Origin of the sequence: Zoogloea sp. (assembly GCF_041914405.1) — a bacterium.
Lineage (GTDB): Bacteria > Pseudomonadota > Gammaproteobacteria > Burkholderiales > Rhodocyclaceae > Zoogloea.
In genome coordinates, this window is the sequence record NZ_JAYSDK010000017.1 from 23,181 (window position 1) to 46,586 (window position 23,406).

General features: G+C 66.9%; 16 protein-coding genes. 9 read left to right on the forward strand and 7 right to left on the reverse strand.

Going from position 1 to position 23,406, the window contains the following annotated elements; translation table 11 throughout:
• Nucleotides 1-741 precede the first annotated feature (741 nt).
• Nucleotides 742-4,086, forward strand: coding sequence for a PAS domain S-box protein (locus ACE3RX_RS11925; protein WP_374483696.1), 3,345 nt, complete (start codon nt 742-744; stop codon nt 4,084-4,086).
• 49 nt (nt 4,087-4,135) lie between these two features.
• Here ACE3RX_RS11925 and ACE3RX_RS11930 read toward each other — a convergent pair whose 3' ends face one another.
• Entirely contained in the window at nt 4,136-5,185 is a 1,050-nt protein-coding gene (locus tag ACE3RX_RS11930) for an AraC family transcriptional regulator (protein WP_374483698.1), read from the reverse strand.
• 367 nt (nt 5,186-5,552) lie between these two features.
• Here ACE3RX_RS11930 and ACE3RX_RS11935 point away from each other — a divergent pair, with 367 nt between their 5' ends.
• The 4 genes from ACE3RX_RS11935 (at nt 5,553) to ACE3RX_RS11950 (ending at nt 10,993) form a co-directional block, all read left to right on the forward strand.
• Nucleotides 5,553-6,692 carry an acyl-CoA dehydrogenase family protein gene (locus tag ACE3RX_RS11935; RefSeq protein ID WP_374483700.1) on the forward strand — a complete coding sequence of 380 codons (1,140 nt, stop codon included), beginning with the start codon at nt 5,553-5,555 and terminating at the stop codon, nt 6,690-6,692.
• Between the two features lie 33 nt (nt 6,693-6,725).
• Entirely contained in the window at nt 6,726-7,916 is a 1,191-nt protein-coding gene (locus ACE3RX_RS11940) for an acetyl-CoA C-acyltransferase (protein WP_374483702.1), read from the forward strand.
• A 44-nt stretch (nt 7,917-7,960) separates the two neighbouring features.
• A complete protein-coding gene (locus ACE3RX_RS11945; protein ID WP_374483704.1) occupies nt 7,961-9,514 on the forward strand; it encodes an acyl-CoA synthetase in 1,554 nt (517 codons plus the stop codon).
• Nucleotides 9,515-9,703: 189 nt separating this feature from the next.
• On the forward strand, nt 9,704-10,993 hold the full coding sequence (locus ACE3RX_RS11950) for a porin (RefSeq protein ID WP_374483706.1): 1,290 nt from the start codon (nt 9,704-9,706) through the stop codon (nt 10,991-10,993).
• A 203-nt stretch (nt 10,994-11,196) separates the two neighbouring features.
• Here ACE3RX_RS11950 and ACE3RX_RS11955 read toward each other — a convergent pair whose 3' ends face one another.
• The 3 genes from ACE3RX_RS11955 to ACE3RX_RS11965 all read right to left on the reverse strand — a co-directional run bounded on the left by ACE3RX_RS11955 (nt 11,197) and on the right by ACE3RX_RS11965 (nt 13,435).
• Nucleotides 11,197-12,009 (reverse strand): class I SAM-dependent methyltransferase, encoded by an 813-nt coding sequence (locus tag ACE3RX_RS11955; protein WP_374483708.1) that lies wholly within the window; start codon nt 12,007-12,009, stop codon nt 11,197-11,199.
• A 157-nt stretch (nt 12,010-12,166) separates the two neighbouring features.
• Nucleotides 12,167-12,862, reverse strand: a complete 696-nt coding sequence (locus ACE3RX_RS11960; RefSeq protein WP_374483710.1) for a hypothetical protein — start codon at nt 12,860-12,862, stop codon at nt 12,167-12,169.
• A 96-nt stretch (nt 12,863-12,958) separates the two neighbouring features.
• Nucleotides 12,959-13,435: an Lrp/AsnC family transcriptional regulator gene (locus ACE3RX_RS11965; protein ID WP_374483712.1), complete on the reverse strand. Its 477-nt coding sequence runs from the start codon at nt 13,433-13,435 to the stop codon at nt 12,959-12,961.
• A 134-nt stretch (nt 13,436-13,569) separates the two neighbouring features.
• Here ACE3RX_RS11965 and leuA point away from each other — a divergent pair, with 134 nt between their 5' ends.
• Nucleotides 13,570-15,270 carry a 2-isopropylmalate synthase gene (gene leuA, locus ACE3RX_RS11970; protein ID WP_374483714.1) on the forward strand — a complete coding sequence of 567 codons (1,701 nt, stop codon included), beginning with the start codon at nt 13,570-13,572 and terminating at the stop codon, nt 15,268-15,270.
• 64 nt (nt 15,271-15,334) lie between these two features.
• Here the strand turns inward: leuA and ACE3RX_RS11975 are convergent, their stop codons facing one another.
• The 3 genes from ACE3RX_RS11975 to ACE3RX_RS11985 all read right to left on the reverse strand — a co-directional run bounded on the left by ACE3RX_RS11975 (nt 15,335) and on the right by ACE3RX_RS11985 (nt 19,231).
• Nucleotides 15,335-16,654, reverse strand: a complete 1,320-nt coding sequence (locus ACE3RX_RS11975; RefSeq protein ID WP_374483716.1) for a PAS domain-containing protein — start codon at nt 16,652-16,654, stop codon at nt 15,335-15,337.
• Between the two features lie 94 nt (nt 16,655-16,748).
• Nucleotides 16,749-17,786 carry a zinc-dependent alcohol dehydrogenase family protein gene (locus ACE3RX_RS11980; RefSeq protein ID WP_374483719.1) on the reverse strand — a complete coding sequence of 346 codons (1,038 nt, stop codon included), beginning with the start codon at nt 17,784-17,786 and terminating at the stop codon, nt 16,749-16,751.
• Between the two features lie 203 nt (nt 17,787-17,989).
• Nucleotides 17,990-19,231 carry a GTP-binding protein gene (locus ACE3RX_RS11985; protein ID WP_374483721.1) on the reverse strand — a complete coding sequence of 414 codons (1,242 nt, stop codon included), beginning with the start codon at nt 19,229-19,231 and terminating at the stop codon, nt 17,990-17,992.
• A gap of 391 nt (nt 19,232-19,622) precedes the next feature.
• On the opposite strand from ACE3RX_RS11985, the gene ACE3RX_RS11990 reads away from it, so the two are divergent.
• The 3 genes from ACE3RX_RS11990 (at nt 19,623) to ACE3RX_RS12000 (ending at nt 23,405) form a co-directional block, all read left to right on the forward strand.
• Nucleotides 19,623-20,789, forward strand: a complete 1,167-nt coding sequence (locus ACE3RX_RS11990) for an acetyl-CoA acetyltransferase (RefSeq protein ID WP_374483723.1) — start codon at nt 19,623-19,625, stop codon at nt 20,787-20,789.
• The gene (locus ACE3RX_RS11995) at nt 20,786-22,327 is read left to right on the forward strand and encodes a class I adenylate-forming enzyme family protein (protein ID WP_374483725.1); all 1,542 of its coding nucleotides are present in this window, start codon (nt 20,786-20,788) and stop codon (nt 22,325-22,327) included. Before ACE3RX_RS11990 ends, ACE3RX_RS11995 begins: the two co-directional genes overlap by 4 nt.
• Nucleotides 22,328-22,745: 418 nt before the next feature.
• Nucleotides 22,746-23,405, forward strand: coding sequence for a CoA transferase subunit A (locus ACE3RX_RS12000; protein ID WP_374483813.1), 660 nt, complete (start codon nt 22,746-22,748; stop codon nt 23,403-23,405).
• Nucleotide 23,406 lies beyond the last annotated feature (1 nt).

The window sequence follows — 23,406 nt, forward strand, 5'->3', positions numbered from 1 at the left end:
AGCTCATGGCAGGGAGTCCCGTCCGTGGGGGAGGGGTAAAGTCCAGCATCGGGCTTGCATTTGCGTTCACCCGAAGGTCAGAGTACAGTCGTTCGCTATGCGTTTGGTTGGAACAAGGTTTGTGACAGGTCTTGTAAGCGTTCCCCGTAAAGTCGGGGTAAGCTGTCACAAGATCGGTGTTAAAAGATTTCTTTTAAATCAAATGATTGTGGTCATATATACGTTTGAAGCCACTCTTGTGACACTCGGCTACGATTAAGATTGACTCTAATCATCAGCCTCATAACCCGAAGGTCGCAGGTTCAAATCCTGCCCCCGCAACCAGTTTTAAGCGTTAAGGCTCAAGCATCCAGGTGCTTGAGCCTTTTTGCTTTGTGGCAACCCATGGTCATCATGGCAGTTGCGCCCTGTAGTGGTGCGATAAAGCCGATTAAGGGCAATAGTGGTGCATTCTATGGCCATAAAGGCTGAATTCTTCGACATATGCACTGTATGAGTGCATAATCAAAAACCAATATTGCTTCAGGTATTGTGTGCCGCGTTTCCTCTCGGAAACGCGTTACGGGGTCCATCGACAACGCTCCCTCACCGGCTCCTCCCGGTGTTTCCGGAGCGGGCCTGCGGCGCGCAGTTCATGCCACGATGATCACTGTTCCTGTCTCCCCCGTCATTTCGACACGTCCCGCTGCTCCAGTCCGCCGAAGATGGTTGCGCCTTGCCTTGCCGCTCGTCGCAGTTTCGGTGTTGATCGGTGCCGTTGGGGGCGTGGGCTATCGCTACCTGAGCGAGGAAACCCGTCGGGAGACCCACCGCACGCTGGCGGTTATCGCCGAGCAGAAGCGGCAGCAGATCGAGGATTCCCTGGCGGAGACGCGTACCGACGCCGAACTCTATTTTGCGAGTCGGTCCCAGCTGGAGATGCTGTTCCGGCGCTGGCTCAACGGTGGCCGCAAGGATGCCGAAATCCTCGACCAGATTCGCAGCCGCATGCAGGAGGTGGCCCGGGTGCGTGGCTGGGGCGGCCTGGCGGTCGTCGATGCCGATGCACGCCCGGTGGTGGTGGTCGGCAAGGCTGACATCCGCGACCACAGCGCACTGATCCAGGACATCCTGCGCGAGCCCCGCATCGAATTCGTCGACCTGTACCGCAATGCCGAGGGCGAGGTGCTGTACGGCGTCCTGGCGCCCATCGGGGCATCGGGCGACAAGCCGCTGGGGGTGGCCTACCTCACCTGGAAGGCCGAAAAGGCCCTGTATCCGCTGGTCGAGTCCTGGCCGGTCCCGACCCGCACCGCTGAAACCTATCTCGTGCGGCGGGATGGCAACAACGTCCGCTTCCTCACCCCGCTGCGTCACCGCGCCGTGCCCGCCCTGTCCCTGGCCCAGCCGCTGGATCAGCCCTTTTTGCCGGCGGGGCGGGCGGCCCAGGGCGAGCATGGCATCCTCGCCGGCGGGCGGGATTACCGCAACGTGCCGGTGCTGGCCTATGCCTCGCCGGTGGGTGGCACGCCCTGGCTGATGCTGGCCGAGATCGACGAGGTCGAGGCGTATGCTGGCATTCACAACCTGGCCTGGGCGACCGGGCTGGTGGTGGGGCTCGGCCTGCTGTTCGTCTATTCGGCGGGTTACCTGCTGTGGCGCCGCGACCGTGAGCGCCAGGAGATTGCCGCCCTGCAGGTCCAGCAGGCGGCCGAGGCGCGTTTCCGGGTGATCTTCGAGCAGGCGCCCCTCGGTGTGGCGCTGCTCGATTCCCGTGGCAGCCGGATCACCGAGGCCAATGCCCGCTTCGCCGAGATCGTCGGCCTGGCGCCAGCGACGATGGTCGGACTCGATCCGATGGGGCTTACCCATCCGGACGATGTGGAGGAGAGCCGGCGCAACATCGAGGCCCTCAACGCCGGGGCGATCGACGGTTATCGCCTGATCAAGCGCTACCTGCGCCCTGACGGATCGGTCGTGTGGGTCAGCCTGAGCTGCGCGCCGGTGCAGGTCGCCAACGAGGACAGCCGCCGCTACCTGGCCATCGTCGAGGACATCACGGCCCGCAAGGAGATGGAGGAGCGCCTGCGGATCAGCGAAGCGCGCCATCGCCTGCTGGCCGACAATGCGGTCGACGTGATCGTGACGATGGACCTGGACGGCCGTTTCTCCTACGTCAGCCCGTCCGTTGAGCGCCTGCGTGGGCTGCCTGCCGACGAGGCGATCCGGCAGCCGCTGGCCGAGGTATTGACTGCCGACTCTCTGCGCATCGCCGAAGCCTATTTCGGGCGTCTGAAGAGCAGCCTCGCCAAGGGTGGGGTACTGGAGCATTTCCGCGGCGAGCTGGAGGTGCGGCGCCAGGATGGCTCGTCCGTCTGGACCGATGTCAGCGCCAGTCCGCTGCTCAGCGCGGAGGGCGGCATCGTCGAGATTCTGGGGGTGATCCGCGACGTCAGCGAGCGCAAGCGTTATGAATACAAGCTGCGCCAGGCCTCCGAAGCCGCAGAGGCGGCCAACGCGGCAAAGAGCGAGTTCCTGGCCCACATGAGCCACGAAATCCGCACGCCGATGAATGCCGTACTGGGCCTCGCCCAGGTGCTCGAGCGCGAGCCGCTGGCGGAGCACCAGCACGACATGGTCCAGCGTATCCGCCTGGCGGGGCAGTCCCTGCTGGCGATCCTCAACGACGTGCTCGACCTCTCCAAGATCGAAGCCGGTCAGCTGCGCATCGAGCAGCGCCCCTTCGACCTGGCGGTGCTGCTTGCCAACCTCGACAGCCTGATGGGCCAGAATGCCCGCGGCAAGGGCCTCGTGCTGCGCATCGACGGGCCGCCCGAGCCCCTTGGCCCGCTGCTGGGCGATGGCCTCCGCCTGGAGCAGGTCCTGTTCAACCTGACTGGCAATGCCATCAAATTCACCGAGCAGGGCGAAGTGGCGGTGCGGGTCCGCGCGCAGCCTGCCGACGATACGAGCCTGAAGCTCCGCTTCGAGGTGCGCGATACCGGTATTGGCATCGACCCGGAAGCCCTGGGCCGCTTGTTTGCGCCCTTTGCCCAGGCCGACGCGGGCATTGGCCGGCGTTTTGGCGGCACGGGCCTCGGTTTGTCGATCTGCAAGCGCCTGGTCGAGCTGATGAACGGGCAAATCGGCGCCGACAGCCAGCCGGGACAGGGGAGCTGCTTCTGGTTCGAGCTGCCGCTGCAGCGCGCCAGTGAAGCCGAGATGGAGGCGCTGGCGGTTGCTGCCGCGCCGCCTGAACCGACGGGGCCGCGTCTCGTCGGCGCCCACCTGCTGGTGGTGGACGACAGCGCGATGAACCGCGACCTGGTGGAGCGGGCGTTGCGCCTCGAGGGCGCCAGCGCGACGCTGGCCGCCGATGGCCTGCAGGCGATCCAGATCCTGAAGACCCGGCCGGAGCGCTTCGATGCGGTGCTGATGGACGTGCAGATGCCGGTGATGGACGGCCTCACCGCGATGCGCCTGATCCGCGGCGAATTGGGCCTGATCGACGTGCCGGTGATCGCCTTCACCGCTGGCGTGCGTGACGAGCAGCAGGCGGCGGCACGGGCCGCCGGCGCGAACGACGTGCTCGCCAAGCCGATGGACCTGGACCAGATGGCGCGAACGCTGGCGCACTGGGTCCGCAGTGGGGGCCGTGATGCGGCTGCACCGGCGACTCCGCTCACCGAATCCAGGCCGGAGGATGTGGCTGCCACGAGGCCGTCGGCGGGGGGGCTGGAGGCCGCCGAGACCGAGGCCGCCACGGACTTCCCGGCGATCCCCGGCATCGACCGGGAGCGTGCCGCCCAGCGCCTGGGCCGCGACCGGGAAATGTTCCTCGGCCTGCTCGAACTCTTCGTCCATGACAATGCGTCGGCTGCCGAGGAGGCCCGCAGTGCGCTCGCCAATGGCGACCGGGAGTCGGCGGGGCGACGCATGCATACCCTGGGCAGCAACGCGGGCTTCCTCTGTGCATTCGGCCTGATGGACTCGGCGCGGACTCTCGAGGCGGCCATCGACGGCGGTGAGACGGAGCTCGACGCGGGCTTCGACGCGCTGGCGCGCGAGATCACGGACTTCGTCGAGGCCAGCGCGCCCTGGCGTTGAGGGTGTGGTCGTCCGGCCGCGTTGCTGTGCAGGGATAAGGTGGTGGATATCAGGAAGGCGCGCTTTCGGGCGCGTCTTTTTTTGCCCGCTCCGTGCGCGGCTGGCGGCGGTAGGCGCCGGGTGGGCTGCCGGTCCATTGCTTGAAGGCCCGGTTGAAGGCCGACGGGTCGTCGAAGCCGATTTTTGCGCCGATCAGCGCCACCGGCTCGTCGGTTTTGGTCAGCAGCGTGATCGCCGCATCCCGCCGCAGGCTGTCCTTCAGGGACTGGAAGCGGCTGCCCTCGACGGCCAGGCGCCGCGCCAGCGTTCGCGGCGAGGTGTGCAGTGTGCGAGCCACGTCCTCGATGGTCAGCGGCTGCGCCAGCCGTTCCCGTAAATGGTCGCCGACCCGGTGGGTGACCGGGCGCTTGCTGGCCGAGACATGGAACCAGTCCATCGGCGCATTGCGCAGGAAGGCGCTCAGCGCGGTTTTGTTGCGGCGAATCGGCAGGGGCAGGCAGGCCGGATCGAGATGCAGGGCCGTCACAGGCTGGCAGAAGCGGGCCGGGCCGGGATACATGCGCGGATACTCGTCGGCGTGGGGCGGTGACGGATAAGCCAGGTCGATGCGCTGGAAGGAGATCGGCTTCTCGATCATCCACGAGGCCACGCCCTGGACCAGCAGCAACATGAACTCCAGCGCCAGGATGCGGCGCTCGCCCAGGTCGCCCTTTTCGACTAGCCTGACGCAGGCGCCGGTCTCCGATTCCCCCAGCTCGAACTGCAGGTCGTCCAGCACCAGCCGGAAGAAGCCGGCGAAGCGGTGCAGCGCGACGCCCAGGCTGGGGGCGTCCAGCATGGACAGGCACAGGAACTTCAGGGTGCCGTTGCGCAGCGGCCGGGAGAACAGGCCGGGAGTCTCGTCGTCGTACTGGACGGCGAGCAGCCGGTATAGGGACGACAGCTGTTCGATGGTCACGCGGGCGCCGTCGTGCTGTAGCTGCGCCGGGGCGATGCCGGCACGCTGCACGCAGTCCGGGTCGAAGCCCGGCGTGTCGCGCAGGTGGGCGATCAGGTCGGTGGCGAAGCGGGCGGGGATCGTCTGGAGCTGCGGATTCATCGATGGGTGTAACGAGCCTGTGCAAGATGGAATGATGGCAGAAAATGTCAATTCGTCGTCCGCCTCTGCCATCCCCGCCCGCCGGGCGATCTCCTACCATGTCGCCATCAACGGGTACTTCAAAGATGCCCGCCGGCCCCAGCCCGGGGACCGATAAATACGGAGACACGATAATCATGGCATTTCCTGCGAATCCCCCGCGCGTGAGCTGACGGGCCGTCTGGTCCGGCTGTGGCCCAGCTTTCGGCTGGCGCCCTTCGTCAATTTCCTGTTGTCCCGAGACGGTCCTTGTGCGCCCCATGGCGTGCCGAGGTGGGCGTTGGCGCGCCTGGCCGACCGTCCCGGATTGCTGTTGTGAGGATGTGCGATGCACTTCGAACTGGACGGCGAGCGCCGTCAGATCCGCGAACTGGCCCGCCAGTTCGCCCACCGTGAAATCATGCCGCGCGCCGTCCAGGCCGACCGGGACTGCGCCTTCCCGCTGGAAGTGCAGGCCCTGGCGGTCGAACTCGGCCTGGCCACCGTCAATCTCCCCGCCGAGGTCGGCGGCGCCGGACTGGGTTGCCTGGACCTGGTGCTGGTCACAGAGGCCTTGTGCTACGGCTGCCTGGGCATCGGCACCGCCTTGTGCATCAACGCACTGGCGGCCCAGCCCATCGTGCTGGCGGGCTCAAAGGAGCAGCAGGCCCGCTACCTCGGGCGCATCGCCGAAGGCGCCCTGGCCAGCTTCGCGCTGACCGAGCCCGGTGCCGGCTCGGACGTGGCCGGCATCCGTACCCGTGCGGAGCGGGTGGCCGGCGGCTATCTGCTGTCCGGCAGCAAGACCTGGATTTCCAACGCGCCGCTGGCCGAGTTCTTCGTGGTCTTCGCCAAGACCGACCCGGCCGCCGGCCACAAGGGCATGACGGCCTTCGTCGTGCCGCGGGATAGCGCCGGGCTCAGCGTTGGCGAGCCCCTCGGCAAGCTCGGCCAGCGCGCCGCGCCGACCGCCGAGGTTTTCCTCGACCGGGTCTTCGTGCCGGAGGAAAACCGGCTCGGCGAGGAGGGCAGCGGCTTCGCGTTGGCGATGGCGGTTTTCGACCACTCGCGGCCGATGGTGGCGGCTTTCGGCGTCGGCCTGCTGGAGCGCTGCATCGACGAATCCCTGGCCTACGCGAAGGAGCGCCGCTCGATGGGGCACACGCTCGTCGAGCACCAGGCCATTGCCCACAAGCTGGCCGAGATGCGCATGCGCCTGGAGGCGGCGCGTCTCCTCACCTACCAGGCCGCATGGCGGGTGGACCAGGGCCAGCCCAACACGCTGCAGGCCTCCGTCGCCAAGGCCACCGCCGCCGACGCGGCCATGTGGGGCGCCACCGAGGCCATCCAGATTTTCGGCGGCATGGGCTACTCGACCGAATACCCCGTCGAAAAACTCTTCCGCGACGCCAAGGTGCTGCAGATCTACGAGGGCACCAGCGAGATCCAGCGCAACATCATCGCCCGCGAAATGCTGCGGGCGGCCTGATCCACGATTTCTTCGTCCTACGGGAACGCTCCAATGACTTTCGCTTCGCCTTCCGAACCCCTGATCCTCGCCGCCGTGCGCACACCTTTCGGGCGCCGTGGCGGTGCCTTCCGTGACACCCGTCCCGACACCCTGCTGGCGGCTGCCATCGACGGCGTGCTGCAGCGGAGCGGCCTGCCCGCCGAGCGGGTCGGCGATGTGCTGGCCGGCTGCGTCAGCCAGGCCGGCGAGCAGGGCGCCAACATCGCCCGCCAGGCCCTGCTGCTGGCCGGCCTGCCCGAGCATGTGCCGGGCGTTTCGATGAACCGCATGTGCGGCTCCAGCCAGTTCGCCACCCACGCGGCGGCCCAGGCGGTGGCCGCCGGCGACCTGGATTTCGCCATTGGCTGCGGCGTGGAGAGCATGAGCCGGGTGCCGATGTTCCTCGACCTCACGCTGGGCCAGGGCGACTTCCGCGGCTTTGACGGACTGCATCCGGACCTGCTGACCCGTTACCCGATCCCCCATCAGGTAGAGAGTGCCGAGCGGGTGGCCGAGCACTGGTCCCTCGGCCGTGCCGAGCTCGACGCCTTCGCTATCGAGAGTCACCGACGCGCCGAAGCCGCACGGGCCGCCGGCCTGCATCGCGAGATCCTGCCGCAGGCCGGTGTGGACAAGGACGGGCAGCCGATTCTTCTGGCCCACGACGAAGGTATCCGCGCCGTCATCGACCCGGCCAGGATGGCCGCGATGCAACCGGTCTTCCGCAGCGCCGATGCCGGCGTGGTGACCGCCGCCAACGCCAGCCAGATGTCCGACGGCGCCTCCGCGGTGCTGATCGGCAGCCAACGGGCCAGTACTGATTTTGGGCTGAAGCCCTTGGCCCGCTTCCGGGCCCGCGTGGCGGTCGGCTCCGACCCGGTCATGCAACTCACCGGCGTCATTCCCGCCACCCGGCTGGCGCTGCAGCGGGCCGGTCTGTCGATCCGCGATCTGGACTGGATCGAGGTGAATGAGGCCTTCGCCAGTGTGGCCCTGTGCTTCGCGCGGGAGTTCGAGCCGGACATGGACAAGCTCAACCCGTGGGGCGGCGCCATCGCCCACGGCCATCCGCTGGGCGCCACTGGCGCCGGCCTGTTGGCCAAGATGCTTGCCGGCCTGGCTCAGGTGGACGGCCAGCTTGGCCTGCAGGTGATGTGCATCGGCCACGGCATGGCGACGGCGACCATCGTCGAGCGCCTGTGACACGACCCATAAGAAAACGATAAGCAGCCAAGGAGGAGACCAAGATGAACGACATCCGTAACGACGTCCGCCGCGCCAGCCGCAACCTGATCGGCGATGCGCTGCACCGCTCGGTGCGTCGCAATCCGGGCAAGGAGGCGCTGCGCTTCCAGACGCGCAGCTGGAGCTATACGCGTCTCGACGCGGCGGCCAACCGGGTGGCCAACCAGCTGCTGGGCCTCGGCCTGCAGAGCGGTGACCGGGTGGCCGCCTACGGCCGCAACTCCGACGCCTACGTGATCCTGTGGCTGGGCTGCGCGCGCGCCGGCCTGATCCACGTGCCGATCAACTACGCGCTGATCGACAGCGAGCTGCGCTACATCGTCGAACAGTCCGGTGCCCGCGCGCTGTTCTGCGACATCGACATCGCCAGCCACGTGCAGGCCCTCGGCCCGACGCTGGCCTGTGAATGGCAGGGCACGCTGCATGGCGGCGATGGCGCCCACGACGTGCTGGCCTGGGCCGACACGCCGGGCCGTGACCAGGCGCCGGCGCTGGACATCGACGAGGAGAGCATCGCCCAGTTGCTGTACACCTCCGGCACGACGGCGGCCCCGAAGGGCGCGATGATGAGCCACCGGGCGCTCTTGGCGGAGTACACCAGCACGCTGCTGGCGACCGATATCAAGCCCGGCGACCGTTCCCTGGCCTCGCTGCCTCTCTATCACTCGGCACAGATGCACGTTTTCCTGATGCCGCAGCTGCTGGTCGGTGCGACCACCATCATCCTGCCGGCACCCCAGGCCGAGCTGTGCTTCGAGCTGATCGCGGCGGAGAAGATCACTTCCTTCTTCGCGCCGCCGACGGTATGGATTTCCTTCCTCCGGCACCCGGCTTTTGGGCGCAGCGATCTGTCCTCGCTGGAGAAGGGCTACTACGGCGCGTCCATCATGCCGGTGGCGGTGGTGCAGGAACTGGCGGCCCGCCTGCCGGCGCTGCAGCTCTACAACTGCTACGGGCAGAGCGAGATCGCCCCGCTGGCAACGGTGCTGCGCCCCGAGGAGCACGCTGACCGGCCGGCCTCGGCGGGGCGTCCGATCTTCAACGTGGAAACCCGCATCGTCGATACCGACATGAACGACGTGCCGCCCGGCGAGATGGGCGAGATCGTCCATCGTTCGCCGCAGCTGATGAGCGGCTACTGGAACAAACCGGAGGAGACCGCCGGTTCCTTCGCTGACGGCTGGTTCCGTTCCGGCGACGTGGGCTATGTGGATGAAGCCGGCTACCTGTACATCACCGACCGCATCAAGGACGTCATCAAGACTGGTGGCGTGCTGGTGTCGAGCCGGGACGTGGAGGAGGCCTTGTACACCCACCCGGCGGTGGCCGAGGTGGCGGTGGTGGCTCTGCCCGACGAGCGCTGGATCGAGATCGTCGCCGCGGTGGTGGCGCTCAAGCAGGGTGCCACGGCCAGCGCCGACGAGCTGATGGCGCATGCGCGTGAGCATCTGGCGGCCTTCAAGGTCCCGAAGAAGATCTTCTTCATCGAAGACATGCCGCGTAACGCCTCCGGAAAGTTGCTCAAGCGCGAGCTGCGGCGGATCTATTCCGCCTAGTCCTTCCCGGGTTCGTATTTCCCCATTTGCGTCTGCTCAGAGAACACGGCGGGAGTCTTGCGCCCGCCGCCCCGCGACGGCCTGGCCGACTGGGCCGTCGCTCGCCACAGCCCCCTGCAGAGGGGCACATCGTTGCCGGCTTAAAGCCGGCTTCAGGAGAGGAGATTGTCCGTGCATCACAAAAAGTCCATGAGTCGTTCCATTAACCGTTCCATCGCCCGCCGCCCGCTGAGCCTGCTGTTGCTGGCCGTGTTCGGCACCGGCGTCGCCGCACCGGCTTTCGCCGAAAGCGAGATCGACGCGCTCAAGCGTGAGCTGGCCGAACAGCGCCAGCTGATCCAGCAACTGCTGAAGAACCAGGAAGAACAGAAGAAGACCGAGATCCAGACCGGCGGTCCGGCCCGTGGCGCCGGCCTGCAGATGGGGGTGCCGACGGGGCCGTCTGGCACGCTGACGATCTACGGGGTGGCCGATGTCAGCGCCTCGACGGTGAACAGCGGCTACGGGCAGAAATCGACGATCGGCTCCGGCGGCATGACGTCCTCCCGCCTGGGCTTCAAGGGCGAAAAGGAGTTGGGTGACGACATCAAGGCGGTGTACCTGATGGAAGCCGGTCTGCTGTTCGACACGGGTTCCGTCGGCACCGGCGCGATCACGCCGGGCATCAACAACACCGCGGTGTCCAGTGGCGGCCAGACCAGCAACGGCAGCCAGATCTTCTCGCGCCAGATCTATGCCGGTCTCTCGACCCGCTTTGGTACCGTGACGGCTGGCCGTCAGTACGCCGGTTCCTACACTTCGTCGGTGATGTCCGCAGCGATGGGCGCCGGCTTCTTCGGTTCCTCGGCGGGATTCCTGCCGGTGATCGGCGGCATGCCGACCCGGCTCAACAACTCGCTGGTCTATGCCTCACCGAAAGTCGCCGGCTTCTCTGGCCAGCTGACGCTGACCAGCGGTAGCGAGAACAACGTGAACATGGTGACGCCGGTTGCGGCCGGTTCGACGACCGTGACCACGGACAAGGCCGGCCGTGGCGGCGATCTGGCGCTGTATTACGCGGGGGGCCCGGTAAATGCGACCTTCACCGCCTGGAACCTCGATAACGGCAGCTACGTCGCCCCGGCAACGGGCCCGCAGGAAACGGGTTTGGCGAAGCGCCGCGGCTGGCAGGTCGGCGGTAGCTACAACCTTGGCTTTGCGACGCTGTACGGCAACTATGTGGCGGGTCGCATCAGTGGCGGCAACTACGAGAACGTGACGGGCACCCTGTCCAAGGCCGAAGGCTGGAGCGTCAGCGCCGGCATTCCGGTGTGGCGTGGCAAGGCTTTCGTGAGCTACAGCCAGCTCGACGACAAGTCGATCAAGAACCGCGACGCCAACCTGCTGGGCCTTGCCTACGCCTACAAGCTGCAGGACAGCACGACGCTGTACGGCACCTGGGCAAGGTCCTCAACAAGGCCAACGGCACCTACAGCCTGACCGACGGTGGCAACCTGGTCGGCACCGTGGCCAAGCCGGGCTACGACCCGAACGGCTACATGCTGGGTGTGAATCACGTGTTCTAGAACCGGCGAGGCCTTGCCCTGCAAGGCCTCAAGCCAGGACTGGGACCTGTCCTGGCGCAAGGGAAGAGCCCTGTGGGGGCGAATTCATTCGCCCCCACAGGGTGCCCCGGCTGACGCCTACCTGTCCGCGACCTTGATGAACTTGAGCGTGAACTTGTCGCTCTCGCCGATGGCCAGGTAGCGGGCCCGGTCCTGGTCCTTCAGACGCAGCGTGGGCGGCAGCGTCCACACGCCGGCCGGGTGGTCCTTGGTGTCCAGCGGGTTGGCGGCAAGCTCGGAGTGGGCGAGGAGCTTGAAGCCGGCCTTCTCGATGCGGGCGATGACTTCGTCCTCCCGCAGGTAGCCGGCCTGTAGCTGCTCGGCGGACGGTCGGTCCGTGCGGGCACGGTGATCCACCACGCCGAGCACGCCGCCGGGCTTGAGCACCGTGTGGAATTCGCGGATTACTGCGTCGGCGTTACCGTCTGTGATCCAGTTGTGCAGGTTCATGAAGGTCAGCAGCAGGTCGACGGAGTTCGGCTTGAGTGTCGTCGTGAGGCCAGGGCTGAGCGCCAGTTCGACCTTGCCGTACAGCGCCGCCTGGCTGGCGATCAGGCCGCCGATGGCGTCGTGTTCGGCGCGGGCGGCGGCGGGGTTGTGGTCGCCGGCGTGCAAGGCGGCGATGTAATGGCCGTGGTCGCGCAGGTAGGGGGCGAGGATCTCGAACCACCAGGCGCCGACGCTGGGCCAGATCTCGACGACTGTCTGGCTGGGCTGCAGGCCGAAGAACTCAAGAGTGGCTGCCGGTTGGCGGGCGGGGTCGCGCTGGCGGTTCTTCTCGCTGCGCTGGGGGCCGTCGATCCAGTGCCGGAGGGCGTCGTCGGCGTGGGCAGGGGCGGCTAGCTGGCAGGCCAGGAGGAGAGGCAACAGGATGCGTTTCAGGGTGGGCACGGCGTTCCTCTTTCGGGGCATGTTCAGGCAAGCTTGTTTCAAGCAGGAGTTGTGGGTAGATTTTTGTAGGGGCGAATTCATTCGCCCACGGAGGTCAATCCACCGGCTGAGGGCGAATGAATTCGCCCCCACAGGAAGCCCCCACAGGGCGGGGGCTTCAGAAGCCGTCACCGCCGGCCTGGCGGAAGTCGCCGTCTATCCACGTCCGGGCGGTGGCAGTGCTGAACTTGAAGTCAGGTGCCACCCGCTGCTGGGCAACCAGCTCACCGTCGGCGCCAAAGGCGCTGAGCAGGGCGTGGGGCTCGTATTCGTCGGGCACGATGTCCAGTGTCACGTTCCACTCGGCATCCTGGGCAAAGACGGTCAGCCGCTTGTGCAGTCGGGCCTGCAGTTGCAGGCGTTGGCGCTGCATGGCCTCTTCGGCCGATTTGACCAGGGTAATGAATTCGCCGTAGTTGAGGGGCTTGGGATTGCGCAGGTCCCGATCCAGGTCCCACGGGGCCACCAGCGCCGGTTCGCTGTCCCCGTCGCGGCGCAGTTCGACACTCCATTCGCCATCGTTGCGCAGCACCCGCGCGGTCCAGCCGTTCTCCTGCCACAGGCGGTTTTCGCGGATTGCGTCACCCTTGTCGGCGGGGGCTTCGACAACTTTGGGCACGGGGGCGGGGAAGGGGCGTCGTGTTGCCATGGGGGCAGAGGGCGCCACCAGACCGCCGTTGGCATTGACGAAGGCCAGCTGGGTAGGCAGGTGCTCGGCGGCGTGCGCGGCCCGGGCCGTCCGCCGGCGTGGAGCGAGGGCGGCGGGAATCGGCGCCGCGTCGAGGGGAAAATCGAAACTCATCTGGGCGTTCATGGGCATCGCGTCCTGAGGACGCTTCTGGCAAACGATGCATTTACTGTACAAAATAACACTAATTGCTTCAAGCCCGCGCCGCTGCTCCGTTTGCGGCTAGCGGCCATCCAGCCCCACGGGCAGCTCGGTGCGATCCACCACTCGCCGCAGCACGAAGCTGGTGTGTACGCCGGTGACGCCCTGGATGCGGGTGATGCGGTTGAGCAGCAGGTCCTGGTAGGCGTCCATGTCGCGGATCACCACCTTGAGCTGGTAGTCCGACTGCTGGCCGGTGATCAGCAGGCATTCGAGCACCTCCGGAATGTCGCGGATGCTGGCTTCCAGGCTGGCGAAGCGTTCCGGCGTGTGCTGGTCCATCGAGATGCCGATCAGGGCCATCAGGCTGAGGCCGAGCTTCTTGGCGTCGAGCAGGGCCCGGTAGCCGGTGATCAGGCCGGATTCCTCCAGCGCACGGACCCGACGCAGGCAGGGGGACGGCGACAGGCCGATGCGTTCGGCCAAATCCTGGTTGCTGATCCGCCCATCCTGCTGAAGGATGGCGAGAATTTGCCGGTCGTAGCGGTCGAGTTCCATTTAATTGCGTTAAAAGTATTTAAAGTGGAATTTTATGTCTATTTTATGGCGTTTTGACGCGCAAAACGCAAGCACCTGCCACGCCCCTTTCCGTAAGATTCACCCCATCGAATTCAATCTTCCGGAGCACCAAAATGCCGAAGCAAATGCCCACCAAGTACAGCGCCTTCCCGCCCGTACAACTCACCGACCGCCAGTGGCCCAGCCGTGTCATCGACAAGGCGCCGATCTGGATGAGCACCGATCTCCGCGACGGCAACCAGGCCCTCTTCGAGCCGATGAATGCCGACAAGAAGATGCAGATGTTCAAGACCCTCTGTGCGATTGGCTTCAAGGAAATCGAGATTGCCTTCCCGTCCGCCTCGCAGACCGAGTTCGACTTCGTGCGCGGCTTGATCGAGGGCGGCCACATCCCCGCCGACGTGAGCATCGAAGTGCTCACCCAGGCCCGCGAGCACCTCATCCGCCGCACCTTCGAATCCCTCAAGGGCGCCAAGAAGGCCATCGTTCACGTCTATAACGCCACCTGCAAGACCTTCCGCGAGAACGTCTTCGGCATGAGCAAGGCCGAGGTGGTGGCAATGGCCGTCGATGCGGTGCGCCTCATCCGCACGCTCGCCGACGAAATGCCGGAAACCGAGATCACCCTCGAATACAGCCCGGAGCTCTTCACCGCCACCGAACTCGACTTCGCCAAGGAAGTCTGCGACGCGGTCACCGAGACCTGGGGCGCCACGCCCGAGCGCAAGGTGATCCTCAACCTCCCGACCACCGTCGAGATCGCCACGCCCAATATCTATGCCGACCAGATCGAGTGGATGCACCGCAACCTCGCCCGCCGCGACAGCGTGATCATCAGCCTCCACCCCCACAACGACCGCGGCACCGCCGTGGCCGCCGCCGAGCTCGGCCTCATGGCCGGCGCCGACCGCGTCGAGGGTTGCCTCTTCGGCAACGGCGAGCGCACCGGCAATGTGGACCTCGTGACCCTTGCCCTCAACATGCACACCCAGGGCGTCGATCCGCAGCTCGACTTCTCGGACATCAACGCCGTTGCCCGTACCTACGAGCACTGCACCCAGTTGCCCATTCACCCGCGCCATCCGTACGTGGGTGACCTCGTCTTCACGGCCTTCTCCGGCTCCCACCAGGACGCCATCAAGAAGGGTTTCTCCGCTCAAAAGGCGGATGCGCCGTGGAACGTGCCCTATTTGCCCATCGATCCCGCCGACGTCGGCCGCAGCTACGATTCGGTGATCCGGGTGAATAGCCAATCCGGCAAGGGGGGCATCGCCTACTTGATGGAGAACGAATACGGCGTGGTGATGCCGCGCCGCTTGCAGGTTGAGTTCTCCGGCGTTGTGCAGCGCTATACCGACGCCCATGGCGGCGAGGTGAGCGCCGACGACATCTGGCGCTTGTTCTCCGAGACCTACCTCGACACCGTCGCCCCGGTGCGCTACTGCAGTCACCACCTCGTCGAGAACGGCGCCGTGCAGGGCATCCGCTTGAGCGTGGAGATCGACGGCCAGCCGCGCATCCTCGACGGCGAAGGCAACGGCCCGATCAACGCCGCCGTGCATGCCCTCCAGAGCGCCGGTATCCGCGTCCAGGTACGCAGCTATGAAGAACGCTCGATGGTGCCGATCGGCGACGACGGCAACGCCCAGGCCTGCGCCTTCATGGAGATGGCCGGCGAGACCCGCAGCGACTGCTACGGGGTCGGTATCGACGCCAACATCGTCACCGCGTCGATCAAGGCCCTCATCAGCGGCGTGAATCGGGCCCAGGCGGCGGGCCGTGTGGCACCCAAGGCCGAGGTGCAGTCGGCCTGAGCCGGGCGAGTTCGCTAACGTGGCCCTTGGCGCCCCGCTGGAAATCCGGCGGGGCGCCGTCCGTTTACGGCTCCTCGGTGGCCATCTTGCCGATGCGGGCGGTGGTCTCGCGGGTGCGCTCGGCCAGCTTGCGCACTTCGTCGGCGACCACCGCAAAGCCGCGTCCGCTTTCGCCGGCGCGGGCCGCCTCGATGGCCGCATTGAGCGCCAGCAGGTTGGTCTGGTCGGCGATCTCCTTGATCGTGCCGACCAGCTCGCCGATCCGGTGCAGCGTGGCCTCCAGCTTGGCCTGCTGTTTCTCGCGGATCTCCCGCTGTTCGTTCTCCCGCAGCCGGGTGTCGATGTCGGTGAGGGCGCCGACGGCGCGCAGCGGCGTGCCGTCAGGCGTCCGGCGGGTCTGGGCGGAGGCGCGGAACCAGCGGTACTCCCCGTTCTTCAGGGCGAGTCGGTGGGCTTCGTCGTAGGGCGTGCGGCCGCTGCGGTCGGCCAGGTGGTTGAGGAAGGCTTTCAGCACGCGCTCCCGGTCGTCCGGATGGAGGCGCGAGGACCAGGCTTCCAGCGTGTTCGGAAAATCGTGCTCATCGTTGAAACCGAGCATGCGCCGCAGCTGCTGCGACCACCACACGGTGTTGGCCGGGTTGAGGGCGTCGCCGCCGACGATCTCGATGTCCCACAGCCCGTCGCTGAGCAGCTCGCGGACTAACTCGAAGCGCTCCAGGCTACGCTTGAGCAGGGCGTCCTGCTCCAGCGTGTCGTGGATGTCCAGCAGTGAGCCGGCCACCCGCAACGGCGTTCCGGACGCATCGCGCAGCGTTGTGCCGATGGCCCGGAACCAGCGGTAGCTGCCGTCCTTGCGGGCCAGCCGGTAATGAATGTCGTAGGGCGTGTGCCCGCCCCGGTCGGCCAGATGGGCGCCGAAGGCGGCGACGACCCGGCGCGCATCGTCCGGGTGCAGGCGCTTGCTCCAGCTTTCCAGCTGGTCCGGAAAGTCCCGTTCGTCGTCAAAGCCGAGCAGGCGCCGCAACTGGGGCGACCACCAGACGACGCTGTCCGGATGGGCCGGGTCGCCGGCCACCAGGTGGATGTCCCACAGCCCCTCGCCGCTGGCGCTGCTGATCAGCTCGAAACGCTCGGCCAGTTCGGCGGTTTCCCGGCGGGCTTCGGCGAGGGCGGTCTCGAGGCGGATGGTTTCTTCTTCGAGGGCGTCAGCCCGGCGACGGATTTCCGCCGCCCGGTTGAGGGCTCCTAGGTGGGCTTGCTGCAGGCGGGTGTCGAGTTGGGTGAGGCGGCGGGAGGCGCGGAACGGGGTGAGCAGTGGGGTTTCGCCGGCGAGGGCATCGGCGAAGTGTTCCAGGTGGGCGAGCCACTGGCGATTGGCAAACACGTTGGTCGATCTCCGTGGAGAAGGGGACTGGAAGGGGCGGGCGCGGGGATGCCCGCAGCGGGCGCCCCGGCCTACGTGTCACGGAGGATGGGCCTCAGGCCGAGATGACGACCTTCAGGGCCTTGCTGCTGGCCGCGCTGGCGAAGGTCTCGTAAGCCTCGAGGGCCTGCTCCAGCGTGAAGCGGTGGGTGATCAGCAGGGACGGATCGAGCTTCTTGGCCTGCACCGTCTTCAGCAGCATGCCGGTGGTGGCGGTGTCCACCAGGCGGGTGGTGATGGAGATGTTGTGGGCCCACAGGGTTTCCAGGTGCAGGTCCACCTTGGTGCCGTGCACGCCGACGTTGGCGATCACGCCGCCGGCGGCGACGATGTTCTCGCAGATGCCGAAAGTGGCAGGGATGCCCACCGCCTCGATGGCGGTATCCACGCCGCGGCCTTCGGTGAGCGCTTTCACCGCTTCGGCGGCCTGGCCGTCGCTGCTGTTCACCACGTCGGTGGCGCCGAAGCGCTTGGCCACGTCGAGGCGGTTGTCGTCCAGGTCCACCACGATGATGCGGGCCGGCGAATAGAAGCGGGCGGTCAGCAGTGCCGCCAGACCGACCGGGCCGGCGCCGACGATGGCCACCGTGCTGCCCGGCTGCACCTTGCCGTTGAGCACCCCGCACTCGAAGCCGGTGGGCAGGATGTCGCTGAGCATCACCAGGGCTTCCTCGTCGGCGTCGGCGGGGATCGGGTAGAGGCTGGTGTCGGCGTGGGGCACCCGCACGTACTCGGCCTGGGTGCCGTCGATCAGGTGGCCGAGCTGCCAGCCGCCCGTGGTGCAATGGGAATACATGCCCTTGCGGCAGAACTCGCACTTGCCGCAGCTGGTGATGCAGGAGATCAGCACCCGGTCGCCGGGCTTGAAGGTGGTGACGCCGGCGCCGACCGACTCGACCACGCCGACCCCTTCGTGGCCGAGCACGGTGCCGGGGGCGACGGTGGGCACGTCACCCTTGAGGATGTGCAGGTCGGTCCCGCAGATGGTGGTCTTGGTGACGCGCACGATGGCGTCGCTGGCGTCCTTCAGTACCGGAATGGGGCGTTCTTCCAGAGACTTCTTGCCGGGACCGCCGTAGACGAGGGCTTTCATTGTTTCTTCTCCGATCATGTTATGGATTGCGGCGCCCGCAGCCGGGACGGTCGCGGGGCGGGGCTTTACAGCAGGGGCCATGCCATTCGGGCAGGCCTGTTCCGGCTGCAGCGGAGCGCCCTGTTTTGAAAGGTATTTCCGGTTGAGGCTGGCAGGCGGGCGGCGGGCCGTCGTCTGATCTCCGGACGTCGGCCGACCGACGATCAGACGTTGGCCGTCTTGCGGGCGAATCGGCGCGGCTGGACGACCCAGCCCTCGAGCTGCAGGCTGTCCGGAGCGGTCAGGGCGACCCGTTCCGAGAACCAGCAGCGGGTTGGCAGCAACGGATTGGCGGCAGTGGCACGGATGGCCGCCGCGTCGCCGGGCAGTTGGGCGAGAGCGGCCCGGATCGCCTCGGCGGCGTCCGGTGGCAGATCGCGAGTGATGAAGACCAGCCGGCCCCGCCGGTCTTCGAAGGCGCCCTCGGCGGGCCAGGCCGGCAGGCTAACCGGCGGGTACGCGACGCTCTGCACGCACTGCACGACCCGCGGTCGGGATTCGCCGGCCACGTTGACGAGCCCCTTTACGCGCAGGAGTCGAGGGCCGTACTGCTGCAGGATGCGCCCCAGCGCCAAAGCCAGGCCGAACCAGGGTACCGGCGCTTCCAGGCGTACCACGAAGCTGGATACGCTGCCGTCGTGGCGAGGGGCATGGGCCGGGGCGTGGGGGCTGCTCCGGCGCGTCCAGCTGAGCGTCGGTGGCGCGAGGCGGGCCTCGGCATCGCGAGCGCGTTCTTCGCCGAGCCAGGCCGCTACATCGGGCAGCTTGTCGCCGGGCGCATAGACGCCGCCGCCGAACAGGCGTGCCGGCTCCACCTGGCCGTGGCGCACTTCGATGCGCGGTGCGCCGGGGTTGAGTTCGGCCAGGCGGGCGTTGAGCCGGGCAAGCTGGCTGGAGCCGGCCAGGTCGGCCTTGGTGATCAGCAGGCGATCGGCCAGCGTCACCTGGCGCACAGCTTCCGCATGGCTGTCGAGCTGGGCGTCGCCGTGGGTGGCGTCCACCACCGTCAGCACGCTGTCGCACACGTAGCGGGCGGCGATGAAGCGTTCCTCCATCAGCGTGTAGACCACCGGCACCGGGTCGGCGAGGCCGGTCGTCTCGATGACGACCCGCGAAACCGGCGGAATCTCGCGGCGTGAGCTGCGCTGGTGCAGCGTCTTCAGCGCGTTCACCAGGTCACCCTGCACGCTGCAGCACAGGCAGCCGGAGTCGAGTAGCACGGTGCTGTCGTCGATCCGGTCCACCATGTGGTGATCCACGCCTACCTCGCCGAATTCGTTGATCAGCAGCGCCGTGCCGGCCATCGCCGGGTTCTGCATGAGGGCATTGAGGAGGGTCGTCTTGCCGGCGCCGAGGAAGCCGGTGAGCAGGCTAACTGGGATGCGGTCGACAGGGGGGGGCGTCATGGAATGTCTCCTGTTGTTGTGTTTTGTTGGGTGTCGAGAGCGGGAGCCTGTCTCCCGTGGGGGCGAATGAATTCGCCCCCACGGGTGTGGCAAGGGCTGTGCCACGAAGGCTTAGTGGCGCAGCAGCGCGGCTGGCAGGGCGTATGCAGCAGATGCGGGTGCTGACTACGTCCGGGAAGCAGTCGCAAAAAGCTGGAGGTGCGTCCGAATTCCGGTCGTGTTGGCCGGCCGCGGCGGTGGAGCGCTGCCGGCAGCCGTGATTTGCCCCCACCGATTCAAGGGCTTGGCGGCGGAGGGCGGAAATGTCGGGACGGGCATGGCCCTTGCCATTTCGTCGTGCAGGCGGCGCCAGCGCCGTCGCATCCACACCGAATGAGAAAAAGGAGACGACATGGGGGTTAGCATCATTGGCTGGGCGCATTCGCCCTTCGGACGGCTGGACGGCCTGGACCTGGAGGCGTTAATCGGCGGAGTCAGCCGCGACGCGCTGGAGCACGCCGGGATCCATCCGGAGGATGTGGACGGGATCTGGCTCGGGCATCTCAACGGCGGCTTCGTGCCGGACATCTTTTGTTCCTCGCTGGTCCTGCAGGCCGATCCGCGCCTGCGCTGGTGCCCGGCGACGCGCGTGGAGAACGCCTGCGCGTCGGGGGCGGCGGCGGTGTTCGCGGCCTGCGACGCCATTGAGTCCGGCCGCGCCGGCTTCGCGCTGGTGGTTGGCGCGGAGAAGATGACCGCGGTGTCCGGCCCGGAGGTCACGCGCATCCTCGGCTCGGCATCCTACGTGCGGGAGGAGGCCGCCCACGGCATGACCTTCCCCGGCCTCTTCGGCGACCTTGCCGAGGCCTATTTCCAGCGCTACGGCGACCACTCGGCGACGCTCGCGCGGATCGCCGCCAAGAACCACGCCAACGGGGTGCGCAACCGGTGGGCGCAGATGCGCAAGGATCTGGGCTTCGAGTTCTGCAACACGGTGTCGGAGCGCAACCCGCGTATCGCCGGCCCGCTGCGCAAGACCGACTGCTCGCTGGTGTCGGACGGGGCGGCGGCGCTGGTGCTCGCCGACGACGCCCTGCTTGCCAATGCCCGCAGGGCCATCCGCTTCCGGGCGCGGGCGCAGGTGAACGACTTCCTGCCGATATCCCGCCGCGACGTGTTGAGCTTCGAAGGGCCGCGGCGCGCCTGGGGTACGGCGCTGGCCGGCGCCGGCTGCCGGGTCACCGACCTGTCCTTCGCCGAAGTGCACGACTGCTTCACCATCGCCGAACTGCTCAGCTACGAGGCGATGGGCCTGGCGCTGCCGGGCCGCGGCGCGGATCGGTTGGCGGATGGCACGGTCTATCCGGGCGGCGCGCTGCCGGTCAATGCATCCGGTGGCCTCAAGGCCAAGGGCCATCCGATAGGGGCCACCGGCGTGTCGATGCACGTGCTGGCGGCCATGCAACTGGCCGGCGAGGCCGGTGAGATGCAGGTGGAGGGCGCGCGCCTCGGCGGCGTCTTCAACATGGGCGGTGCGGCGGTTGCCAACTACGTGAGCATCCTGGAGAGACGGAAATGAACCTGGCCCATATCCTCGCGCGTTCGGCGCGGACCTTCCCCGAGCGCCCGGCGCTGCTCGTCGGCGACCGCCAGCTGCATACCTATGCGGCGCTGGCCGCCCGTTCGGCGCGCCTCGCCGGCTACCTGCGCCAGAACCTCGGGCTCGAGGCCGGTGAGCGGGTGGCGATCTACATGAGCAATTGCGCCGAATACCTGGAATGCCTCTACGGAACCTTGTGGGCCGGCCTGGTGGTGGTGCCGATCAACGCCAAGCTGCATCCCCGCGAGGCGGCCTGGATCATCGGCAATGCCGGGGCGCGGCTGGTCTGCGTGTCGGCGGACCTGGCCGGCGAACTTGCGCCCGTGCTGCAGGACGAGGGGGGCGTGGTGCCGCTGCTGGTGCCCGGCGACGGGCATTACCTGCGCGCCGTGACCGCGCTGGCGATCCCGGTGCAGGAGCGGGCGCCGGACGCGCTGGCCTGGCTGTTCTACACCTCAGGCACCACCGGCCAGCCTAAAGGCGTGATGCTGAGCCACCGCAACCTGCAGACCATGACTGCCTGCTTCTTTACCGACGTGGATCCGGTCGCCCGCGACGACGCGTCGGTCTATGCGGCGCCCCTGTCCCATGGGGCCGGGTTGTACAGCTTCCCCTACATGCTGCGTGGTTGCCGCCACGTGATCCCGGAGTCCGGCGGCTTCGAGCCGGACGAGCTGATCGCCCTGTCACGCTCCGTCGGCCGCCTGTGTCTGTTTGCCGCGCCGACCATGGTGCGCCGCCTGGTGGATCGAGTACAGCGCAGCGCTGCGGACCCGTCCGGCTTCCAGACCATCATCTACGGCGGTGGCCCGATGTACGCCGACGACATCCGCATTGCCCTCCACGTGATGGGGCCGCGCTTCGTGCAGATCTACGGCCAGGGCGAATCGCCGATGACGATCACCGCCTTGTCGCGGGAGGTGCTGGCGGACCGCGCCGATCCGGACTGGGAGTCGCGCGTCGCCTCGGTGGGCGTCGCCCAGGCCCTGGCCGAGGTGCGCATCGTCGATGCGGAGGGGCGCAGCCTGGCCAGCGACGAGGTCGGCGAGGTGGTGGTGCGTGGTGACGCGGTGATGTCCGGCTACTGGCGCAATCCGGCGGCCAGCGAGACGACGCTGCGTGACGGCTGGTTGTGGACCGGTGACATGGGCAGCATGGATTCCCATGGCTTCGTGACCCTCAAGGATCGTTCCAAGGATCTGATCATCTCCGGCGGTTCCAACATCTACCCGCGGGAGGTGGAGGAGGTGCTGATCGCCCATCCAGCGGTGCGGGAGGTGTCGGTGATTGGCCGCCGGGATGCGGAGTGGGGCGAAGTGGTGGTGGCCTTCGTGGTGCTGGAGGAGGGGGTGAAAGGCATCGGCGCGGAAGCCCTCGACCGCCACTGCCTTGAGCGCATGGCCCGCTTCAAGCGCCCGAAGGAATACCGCTTCGTCGATGCCCTGCCGAAGAACAACTACGGCAAGGTCCTGAAGACCAGTCTGCGACGGCTGCTCGCGGAGGCTGCAGACGACTAGCCGCGCTGTCTGTGGGGCGAATTGGCGGGGGCTGCTCTGTGAGGGCGAATTCATTCGCCCCAACAGGGGCTTGCTTTTTCTGGCCTGTCCTGATCAGAAAGGCCAGGACAGGCCGCCATCATCGACCGACGCGGCGCCCGAATTTCGTACGAGTATTCAGAGTGGGCGACCGCTATTAGGACGACAATTCAACCCAAAAAGCCGGAAAATTTCCCTATTTTCTTTTTAATCAAATGGATATTTGCGCTGGCACCGCTCTTGCTGAATAAGAATTGCACGGAAGGGCCGTTCTACCAATTCACCGGGAAATGGCTGCTTGAAAGACAGGGCAATTCTTGAATAGAGAGGATGCAAGGTGTCTGTGAGAAAAATCCATTCGTCGGCCAAGGCGGCCTTGGCCGACATATTGCGCGACGACATGACCATCATGTCCGGCGGTTTCGGGCTGTGCGGTATTCCGGCGGTGCTGATCGATGCGGTGCTGGAGTCCGGTGTGCGCGGGCTGACGATCATCTCCAACAACCCGGGTACTGAAAGCATGGGCCTCGGCAAGTTGTTCAAGACCCGCCAGGTGCGCAAGCTGGTTTGTTCGTACGCCGGCGAGAACGCCGAGTTCGCGCGCCAGTACATGGCCGGCGAGGTGGAGGTGGAGTTCAATCCGCAGGGCACGCTGGCCGAGCGCATCCGCGCCGGCGGCGCCGGTATTCCGGCCTTCTACACGCGGACCGGGGTCGGCACGGTGATCGCCGAGGGCAAGCCGCTGGCCGAGTTCGACGGCAAGCTGTATGTGCAGGAGCGCGGCCTGAAGGCCGATCTGGCGCTGGTCCATGCATGGAAGGCCGACACCGAGGGCAACCTGGTCTATCGCATGACTGCCCGCAACTTCAACCCGATGATGGCCAGCGCCGCTGCATTGACCGTGGCCGAGGTTGAGCTGCTGGTGGAGCCCGGCGAGATCGATCCGGACCATATCGTCACGCCGGGCATCTTCGTTGATCGCCTGGTGCTGCTGGACAACGTGGATAAGCACATCGAGCAGCGCACGGTACGCCGTCGCGCCGCAGTGGTGGAGGAATAAA

What these genes read in the sequence shown, in the direction of transcription:
- ACE3RX_RS11930 (WP_374483698.1), bottom strand. Translation starts at nt 5,185, where the DNA reads ATGAATCCGCAGCTCCAGACGATCCCCGCCCGCTTCGCCACCGACCTG.
- ACE3RX_RS11935 (WP_374483700.1), top strand. Translation starts at nt 5,553, where the DNA reads ATGCACTTCGAACTGGACGGCGAGCGCCGTCAGATCCGCGAACTGGCC.
- ACE3RX_RS11940 (WP_374483702.1), top strand. Translation starts at nt 6,726, where the DNA reads ATGACTTTCGCTTCGCCTTCCGAACCCCTGATCCTCGCCGCCGTGCGC.
- ACE3RX_RS11945 (WP_374483704.1), top strand. Translation starts at nt 7,961, where the DNA reads ATGAACGACATCCGTAACGACGTCCGCCGCGCCAGCCGCAACCTGATC.
- ACE3RX_RS11950 (WP_374483706.1), top strand. Translation starts at nt 9,704, where the DNA reads ATGAGTCGTTCCATTAACCGTTCCATCGCCCGCCGCCCGCTGAGCCTG.
- ACE3RX_RS11960 (WP_374483710.1), bottom strand. Translation starts at nt 12,862, where the DNA reads ATGAACGCCCAGATGAGTTTCGATTTTCCCCTCGACGCGGCGCCGATT.
- ACE3RX_RS11965 (WP_374483712.1), bottom strand. Translation starts at nt 13,435, where the DNA reads ATGGAACTCGACCGCTACGACCGGCAAATTCTCGCCATCCTTCAGCAG.
- leuA (WP_374483714.1), top strand. Translation starts at nt 13,570, where the DNA reads ATGCCGAAGCAAATGCCCACCAAGTACAGCGCCTTCCCGCCCGTACAA.
- ACE3RX_RS11980 (WP_374483719.1), bottom strand. Translation starts at nt 17,786, where the DNA reads ATGAAAGCCCTCGTCTACGGCGGTCCCGGCAAGAAGTCTCTGGAAGAA.
- ACE3RX_RS11985 (WP_374483721.1), bottom strand. Translation starts at nt 19,231, where the DNA reads ATGACGCCCCCCCCTGTCGACCGCATCCCAGTTAGCCTGCTCACCGGC.
- ACE3RX_RS11990 (WP_374483723.1), top strand. Translation starts at nt 19,623, where the DNA reads ATGGGGGTTAGCATCATTGGCTGGGCGCATTCGCCCTTCGGACGGCTG.
- ACE3RX_RS11995 (WP_374483725.1), top strand. Translation starts at nt 20,786, where the DNA reads ATGAACCTGGCCCATATCCTCGCGCGTTCGGCGCGGACCTTCCCCGAG.
- ACE3RX_RS12000 (WP_374483813.1), top strand. Translation starts at nt 22,746, where the DNA reads ATGACCATCATGTCCGGCGGTTTCGGGCTGTGCGGTATTCCGGCGGTG.